This window comes from Streptomyces sp. NPDC059373, from assembly GCF_042751495.1.
Classification (GTDB): Bacteria; Actinomycetota; Actinomycetes; order Streptomycetales; family Streptomycetaceae; genus Actinacidiphila.
The window spans coordinates 201,108-207,249 of record NZ_JBHYXC010000007.1; the positions used below are offsets into that span (position 1 = coordinate 201,108).

At 67.6% G+C, this 6,142-nt stretch carries 8 protein-coding genes and 2 pseudogenes; 5 read left to right on the forward strand and 5 right to left on the reverse strand.

Translation table 11 applies throughout. The annotated features are described in order from the left end of the window. Positions 1-75: 75 nt before the first annotated feature. Positions 76-315 (reverse strand): annotated as a pseudogene (locus ACFXJ5_RS14650) (IS30 family transposase); the annotation flags it as partial. Positions 316-439: 124 nt separating this feature from the next. Then, positions 440-673 carry a hypothetical protein gene (locus tag ACFXJ5_RS14655; protein ID WP_384630736.1) on the reverse strand — a complete coding sequence of 78 codons (234 nt, stop codon included), beginning with the start codon at positions 671-673 and terminating at the stop codon, positions 440-442. Between the two features lie 361 nt (positions 674-1,034). Between ACFXJ5_RS14655 and ACFXJ5_RS14660 the strand changes: the two genes are divergently transcribed. Next, positions 1,035-1,592 (forward strand): DUF5994 family protein, encoded by a 558-nt coding sequence (locus tag ACFXJ5_RS14660; protein ID WP_384630721.1) that lies wholly within the window; start codon positions 1,035-1,037, stop codon positions 1,590-1,592. A 655-nt stretch (positions 1,593-2,247) separates the two neighbouring features. On the opposite strand, the gene ACFXJ5_RS14665 is transcribed toward ACFXJ5_RS14660, so the two are convergent. Continuing rightward, on the reverse strand, positions 2,248-2,493 hold the full coding sequence (locus ACFXJ5_RS14665; RefSeq protein ID WP_384630722.1) for a hypothetical protein: 246 nt from the start codon (positions 2,491-2,493) through the stop codon (positions 2,248-2,250). A 232-nt stretch (positions 2,494-2,725) separates the two neighbouring features. Here ACFXJ5_RS14665 and ACFXJ5_RS14670 point away from each other — a divergent pair, with 232 nt between their 5' ends. Together ACFXJ5_RS14670 and ACFXJ5_RS14675 are read left to right on the forward strand one after the other, a co-directional pair. Beyond that, positions 2,726-3,019 carry an ArsR/SmtB family transcription factor gene (locus tag ACFXJ5_RS14670; protein WP_384630723.1) on the forward strand — a complete coding sequence of 98 codons (294 nt, stop codon included), beginning with the start codon at positions 2,726-2,728 and terminating at the stop codon, positions 3,017-3,019. Further along, positions 3,016-3,402: a VOC family protein gene (locus ACFXJ5_RS14675; protein ID WP_384630724.1), complete on the forward strand. Its 387-nt coding sequence runs from the start codon at positions 3,016-3,018 to the stop codon at positions 3,400-3,402. The genes ACFXJ5_RS14670 and ACFXJ5_RS14675 overlap by 4 nt, the downstream gene beginning before the upstream one ends. 428 nt (positions 3,403-3,830) lie before the next feature. Here the strand turns inward: ACFXJ5_RS14675 and ACFXJ5_RS14680 are convergent, their stop codons facing one another. Further along, positions 3,831-4,106, reverse strand: coding sequence for a helix-turn-helix domain-containing protein (locus ACFXJ5_RS14680; protein ID WP_384630725.1), 276 nt, complete (start codon positions 4,104-4,106; stop codon positions 3,831-3,833). 62 nt (positions 4,107-4,168) lie between these two features. On the opposite strand from ACFXJ5_RS14680, the gene map reads away from it, so the two are divergent. Beyond that, positions 4,169-4,936, forward strand: a complete 768-nt coding sequence (gene map, locus ACFXJ5_RS14685; protein ID WP_384630726.1) for a type I methionyl aminopeptidase — start codon at positions 4,169-4,171, stop codon at positions 4,934-4,936. A 133-nt stretch (positions 4,937-5,069) separates the two neighbouring features. Beyond that, positions 5,070-5,472, forward strand: a pseudogene (locus ACFXJ5_RS14690) (IS5 family transposase); the annotation flags it as partial. Positions 5,473-5,568: 96 nt separating this feature from the next. Here the strand turns inward: ACFXJ5_RS14690 and ACFXJ5_RS14695 are convergent. Continuing rightward, positions 5,569-6,090, reverse strand: a complete 522-nt coding sequence (locus ACFXJ5_RS14695) for an MFS transporter (RefSeq protein ID WP_384630727.1) — start codon at positions 6,088-6,090, stop codon at positions 5,569-5,571. Positions 6,091-6,142: the final 52 nt, after the last annotated feature.

Sequence of the window (6,142 nt, forward strand, 5' to 3'; positions counted from 1 at the left end):
CGGATTCACCGCCCACGCGGAGGAAACGGTCGACGGGGATCGCCCCAGGGGCTCGGCGATCCTCCGAATGCCCGGGCCCTGGCCCCGCAGAGTCGCTATGCGTTGCCTCTCCAACAGCGACAGATACCGGCCAGAACGAGGGGACTCGGGAAGCCGCTGCGGCGGCAGACCGCCGTTCTCCGCCTGCCATCGGTAGCCCGTCTTCCGGCCGATCCCCACCACCTTGCACGCCTCGACCGTGCTGACCCCAGACGGCAGCAGCCGCCAATATTCCGACTCGAGATCGAGCGTGCGCTTGGGTCCAGGTCTCGCCATCAACGCGCCTCACATGATCAGGCGTGTTGCGACAAACCCGAGAACCCAGCCATCGCTGCTGGTCCACTTTTCACCCGTCGCAGACAGACAGTGACCATCCCCGATACACAGGCCGTCAAGCCGGTCAAGCGTGGTCGACGAGCTTCGCGTGGCCTTGCTGCCGTGCGCAGTGTGCGCAGCAGAAGTACCGGCCGTCTGACTGAAGGCCGTGGCCGAGGATCCGGCATTGACAGTTTTCGCAGACCGGAGCGATCCGCTGGGCCGCGCACTCCAGGCTGTCGAAGATGTGAAGCACTCCCGCTGCACGTACCTCGAATGCCATCTCGTAGTCATTGCTGCAGACTTCGCATACCGCCATCGTCGGTTGCTCCTCGCGCTGTGAACGGGTGCCTTGGACGGTACGAGGCTGGAGCCGGGCCCATGCCGAAGCAAGGCGGCCAGCGGTATCGGCGAGCGCAATCACTCGCATGGGCGCAGCCCATGAACGTCGCTGGCAGCCGGCACTGTCTCGGTGTGCTCCGCGAAGCCGACCGGACCGACGTCCGCACACGGCCCGTCCTTCCGGGAAAATAGCTGGTCACACGCCCATTCACGGACTACCGACCGGAGTAAAGTGGAAGGACCGGGAGAACTTCGGACACCGGCTACCACGTCGGTGTCGTTCACGGTGAGCAACAATACCGGGACGTCGGAGACGAGCCCGGGGATGGGTTCGCGCCATGACCGCGACGAGCGACCGTACAGCCATCAATGAGCGCGTGCCCTCACCACCGGTTCGCCTGTCTCTGACCCCGGCGGGGTCGGCTCCAGGTCTCCTGGACGGTGCGTGGTGGCCCCGCTCTCGCGATCTCTCCCGTGAACTCCCTGCCCTTACGGACGTGCTGGACGTGCGCTGGGGGCGGATCACTCACATCGCAGTGAACCCGGCGCACTGGCCCGTGATCCCGCACGAGGTGCCCGTGAGCGGGCGCGCGGTGGGCGTGGGCTGTTTCGGTGCCGAGCAGGACGCGAACAAACTGATCCTCCTCTCCTACACGGTGGGCCGATGGGACCTGCTGGTGATCCCGCCGGAGACCGGTGCGGCTGCCGCCGCCCGGCTGATGTCCGCCGCGGCCACCCCCGGCGGCCTCCTCAGCGAAAGTGGGCTGATGACAAGCGAGGACACCCGTGACGCGAGCGAGGCGCTGAGCAGGGAAGAGGAGTGGGAGACCGAAGGCGGCGCCGCCTCGGGGGTCAGGACCCCGGTCGGGTCGCCGGCCTCAGTCCGCGGGAGGTGAGGACGCGCAGACCTTCATTATCGTGGCTGCGATCATCACTGTCGTCATCGTGGGAATGTTCGTGATCCATCGGCTCAACACGCAGCACGATGAGAGGATCACGGCTTTCCACTACAGCGATGTCCTGCCAGGAGTCGGCCGACGGAACCGGAAGGGACGTCCAGGCTCACGCCAACGACGATGACGGTGCGGTCATCCCGGGCATCAGGAGATCTGCCGGCGGCGCAGCCGTGAACTCCACGGTGCTCCCCTTCGGTTGACGTGGCGCCATCGTCGGGCGGAGTCGTGGCCGGATGATGACGCCGCCGCGAGCTGCCTGACCGCCGAGCGGCAAGCGCGGCCTGGAGCGGTAGCCTGGAAAGTGGGTCGTCCACTCTCACGTGGAACGGCCCGGAAGGGACGGCCTCGGTGTGACTGCGTGAATGCGCCGGGGCCGTTTGAGGTCCGCATCGCCAGCCTGAATGCGCCGCCTCGCTGCCCCACGGTCGACCAGCCGGCCTCTGCGACCCGGGCTTCTGCCGCTTCGCCGACGCCCTACGCCCCCAGGAGACAAGGGCTCGTCGGTTCGGGTGTCGACGTAGATCGCCTCCGTGTGCCGACCTTGTGGCCGCCCGCGTCGAGGACCGCCCCCTGCTCGCTACCCAGCGCCCGCCCGTCAGTACTCGGAACCCTTTCGCAGGTATGTGCCGGAAACCTGGAGCCAGGCTCCGGGCCCGAAGAATCCTTGGACGACGTGGGGGGCGTTCTCGGAGACGCGCAGGATCCGCAACGCCCCGCTCGGATGCAGGTCGTACTCGTAGGTAACGGTCCCGGGCTTGTCTTCGTACTGCATGTCCAGTGGCCCGCGGGATGGCTCCGCGGGCTCCAGGGCCTCGTGGACCAGCTTCACATAAACGGACATGTCTCCACGATATTCCTGAGCCGCTCGGAGCACTCCTGCCGTGCGCGCTATTCAGGGCCGCTGGGCGCGTGCGTCGTGCGCGAGCGCGTCCGGTACGGCGGCGGTCCGCTCGCCGAGGACAAGGATCAGCGCCCGGAGCACGGCCGGGCCGGATGACCTGTGGACCTCGCCAACCTGTCGCCGCCTCCAGGGCGCTTGATAGGCAAGCTGTCACTTGCCTATGGTGTGGGTTATGGCGGAGGATGTCTTCAAAGCACTGGCCGACCCCACCCGTCGGCGCATCCTTGATGAGCTGGTGGAACGGGACGGCCAGACCCTGTTCGAGATTTGCACACGGCTGGTGACCAAACACGGTCTGGGACTGTCCCGCCAGGCGATCAGCCAGCACCTGGCCGTACTGGAATCCGCGGGTCTGGTCCTTTCGCGGCGCCAGGGCCGCTACAAGTTCCACGATCTGAACACCGAACCCCTTGATCTCATCGTGACCCGATGGCTCAGGCCCGATGCACCGGAGAGCACCCCATGAAGATCCACCTGTCCAGCGTCTTCGTCGATGACCAGGACAAGGCCCTGCGCTTCTATACGAACGCGTTGGGCTTCGTGAAGAAGCACGACGTCCCGCTGGGCGAGGACCGGTGGCTGACCGTGGTCTCGCCGGAGGATCCCGACGGGACCGAACTGCTGCTTGAGCCCTCCAGCCATCCCGCGGTGCAGCCGTACAAGACGGCGCTGGTTGAGGACGGCATCCCGGCCGCCTCCTTCGCCGTGGACGACGTACCTGCGGAGTTCAACCGGCTGCGCGAACTCGGGGTGCACTTCACCCAGGAGCCGCTGGAGATGGGCCCGGTCACCACTGCGGTTTTGGACGACACCTGCGGCAACCTGATCCAGATCGTGCACAGCAAGTAGGACCCGGCGCGGCGCCAGCCGCGATCTACTGTCCGCTCCGCGGTCAGGTCGGAGCCATTTCAACAGGGCAGCGGCGGTGACGGTGCCGAGGTAGACGTATCCGCGCTAGTCACAGCGGGTGGCGAGAGCCCCGAACTGCTTCAGTTTGTTGATCACCGTCCACCGCGGGACGGACCGAGCGCCTCACCTCCTCCAGGAACGGACGCAGGCGCAAGTGCGCGCGCACGTGAGCCGATCTTTCCACGGCCCCTTTTTGAGGCACCGGACGGTGCCGGCGGTGGGGCCTTCAGGGCCCCGGCGTCGTGCTGGTGGGCGCGGATCGGGGTGGAGCCGACGTCGATGTCCCAGTCGATCCCGCTCGCAGCATCGGCGACGGCCTGGACATGCTTGGCCACCTGCCGGTGATCCAGTTTGCGCGCGCCTGACGTTCACGCCGACATGGCCTGCCCGCCGCCGTCGGCATCCTCCGCGCAGGCTGCGGCCAGGTCGTCCAGCGACAGGTCCAGCGCGTGGGCCAGAGCCGCCACGGTGAAGAAGGCCGGGGTCGGGGCCCGGCCAGTCTCGATCTTGCGAAGTGTTTCAGCGGACACCCCGGCTGCCGCTGCTACGTCCACCATGCTGCGATCACCGCGGGCTTCGCGGAGCAGGGCCCCGAAACGCTCTCCACGTTGCCGCTCTTGCGGACTCAAAGGAACTCTCACCATACCCGTGATACTAATACCGGTATAAGTATTGGGTAGCGTTGCAACGCAGGGAGTCACGACACATGGTGGAGATCAAGACCGACGCGGCGCTGGAGACGATGCGAGAAGCCGGACGGGTCGTGGCCCACGCACTCGCGGCCGCCCGCGCAGCGGCAGCCGTGGGAGTTCGGCTGCGCGAGCTCGACGAAGCCGCCCGCACCGTCCTGACCAAGGCCGGGGCGCGCTCTCCGTTCCTGGGCTACCAGCCCTCCTTCGCTCCCGTCCCCTTCCCAGCGGTCATCTGCGCCTCCGTCAACGACGCCCTCGTGCATGGCGTCCCCGATGACTACCGTCTGCGCGACGGCGACCTGGTCAGCATCGACTGCGGAGCCGAACTCGACGGCTGGACCGGCGACGCCGCGATCAGCTTCACCGTCGGCACCCCCCGTCCCGCCGACCTGGAACTTATCGCCGCCACCCAGCAGGCACTGGACGCCGGCATCGCCGCGGCCACCGTCGGTCACCGCATTGGCGACATCTCGTATGCCATCGGCAGGGTCGCCCGCAAAGCTGCCTGCGGCATGCCGGCCGACTTCGGCGGCCACGGCATCGGACGCCAGATGCACGAAGACCCCCACGTCCCCAACCACGGACGCCCGGGCCGCGGCTTCCCCCTGCGCCACGGCCTCGCCCTCGCCATCGAACCCATGCTCATGGCTGGAGGACGCAACGACTACCGCACCGACCCCGACGGATGGACCCTGCGCACGATCGACGGCAGCCGAGCCGCCCACATCGAACACACCATCGCCATCACCGAGGGCGGCCCCCGCGTCCTCACGCTGCCCTGACTGCGACTTTTCTCACTAGGTGACACTTGGTCGACCTACTGTAACTGCCACTTACAGGGGCTGACACGATGAGGTGGATCGGTCCTGATGGTCGTGTCCAGGCCGGGAGTTGAGCGTTCGGTGCGGCGTGGGGATGTCGCCGTGGATCGTGTTGGATGAGCTGTGGGATCGCCTTGAGTCGCTGTTGCCGCAGCGCGAGCGGCGCTTCCGGTATCCGGCCGCAAGCCGTTGCCGGACCGGGAGGTGCTGTGCGGGATCCTGTACGTGCTGCACACCGGCATCCAGTGGGATCACCTGCCCAAAGAGCTGTGCTTCGGCTCGGACATGACCTGCTGGCGGCGGCTGCGGGACTGGAACGAGGCCGGCGTCTGGCAACGGCTCCACGAAGTTCTGCTGGCCGAGTTGAACGCGGCCTTGCGGCTGGACTGGTCCCGCTGCGTGGTCGACTCCTCCCACGTCCGGGCTCTAAAAAAGGGGGGCTCCACACGGGCCCGTCGCCGGTCGACCGGGGTAGGGCCGGCTCGAAGCACCACTTGACTCGCCTGCTGCCCAGGGCTCAACGGTAGGCGCCCAGCCTCCTCGGACTCGCGTGATCACGAAACGGGGGCCACGCGGCTTTGCCGAGGTCCTGGCTATGGGGTGGAGACGGTACTGTCCGGGGAACCGAGAGCGGGCGATTGCGCCATCGGCTGGGACGGTCCCGGGGGCAGTCGCAGGGCCAGGAGCGCCGAGACGGCGACGAGCCCCGCGCCCAGGTTCATGGAGGCGATGATGCCGAGCCGCTGGCCGAGGTAGGAACCCGCGATCATGCCGGCCAACGAGGCCCCCGCCTGAAGCACGCCGTAGCTCGCGCCGACCCGGCCCATGAGGCGGTCTGGGGTCGACCTGGGCAGGATCGTGCCCGCGGCCACCATGTAGCAGACCATCGGCGGCCCGATGAGCATGAACAGCAGGCCGTCCCAGGCGGCGTCGTGCACGTTGAACGTGACGGCGAAGCACGCGGCGCCCAGCACCAAGCCCCAGGCCATCACCGCCCGTGAGGAATACCTGCTGTTCACGGCATGGCTGATCGGGGCGCCGACGACGAAGCCGATCCCGAAGGCCCCGAACAGCAGGCCCAGGGTCTGCGCTGCTGCGTGCAGGACCTCGGCCACGTAGGGTTACGACCAGCGCCGTCAGGATCGCGTTGCCGAAGCCGAACAGGGC